This is a genomic window from Mucilaginibacter sp. P4_E8, assembly GCF_056401495.1.
On sequence record NZ_JBFUJG010000402.1, the window covers coordinates 1 to 1140 of the forward strand.

Here is a 1140-nt window from a genome sequence, read left to right on the forward strand (position 1 = left end):
GCTGGACAGGGCCGAAAAGAATCTTTTTGAAATTGCACAAAGCAACCTGCGCCGTGATGCCCGAAAAATGGACGACCTGGTGCATGAAGCTTTAAAGGATATTGAGGCCCTTAAAGATAAAAAAGATGGATTAACAGGTGTACCTTCAGGATTTACCAGTCTTGACAGAATGACCTCAGGCTGGCAAAAATCCGATCTGGTGATTATAGCCGCCCGCCCCGCAATGGGTAAAACAGCCTTTGTGCTTAGCTGTGCCCGTAATGCGGCAGTTGATTTTGATAAACCGGTGGTGGTTTTCTCACTCGAAATGTCCTCTGTTCAGTTGGTTAACCGTTTAATATCCGGCGAAACAGAAATTGAACAGGAAAAGATCCGTAAAGGAACACTGGAAGAATGGGAATGGCAGCAGATCCACTCTAAAATTGGTCGCCTAGAACAGGCTACTTTAATTATTGATGATACACCAGCCCTTAATATTTTTGAATTCAGGGCCAAATGCCGCCGCTTAAAATCACAGCACGATATTCAGCTCATCATTATTGACTATTTGCAATTGATGCATGGCAAAGGCGAGGGGAAAAATGGAGGCGGTAACCGTGAGCAGGAAATTGGTAGTATATCAAGAGCATTAAAATCCGTAGCTAAAGAACTTAATGTGCCGGTGATAGCGCTATCTCAATTAAGCCGTGCGGTTGAAACCAGGCCCGGTAACTCCAAAAGGCCAATGCTTTCGGATTTACGTGAATCTGGTTCAATTGAGCAGGATGCGGATATGGTACTGTTCCTTTACCGCCCGGAATATTATGGCTTAACAGAAGATGAAGACGGTAACCCTACAAATAACGTAGGCGAGGTAATTATAGCCAAGCACCGTAACGGTGAAACCGGTACAGTGCGGTTGAAATTTGTGGGCAAATACGTAAAGTTTGCTAATCTTGAAGAAGGTGTGGAAGGTTTCCCGCCGGCATCAGGCAGCGCGTTCTCGGGTCTTGCACCATCACAGGATTTTGAGAAACAGAGCAATTTCATCATCCGTCCGTCACGTATGGATGATATTGATGATGAGCCGCCGTTTTAGCCCCCCGGCCCCCTAAAGGGGGAGCTTTTTGATTAGCGGCTTCGTTTAAAGACGCCCTAAAG

Annotated in this window: 1 protein-coding gene; it reads left to right on the top strand. The window is 45.9% G+C overall.

What is annotated here, in order from left to right:
• Nucleotides 1-1078 (top strand): replicative DNA helicase (gene dnaB, locus AC1DRQ_RS31745; protein WP_477430170.1); only part of this gene is annotated, 1078 nt, incomplete at its 5' end.
• Between the last annotated feature and the right edge of the window lie 62 nt (nt 1079-1140).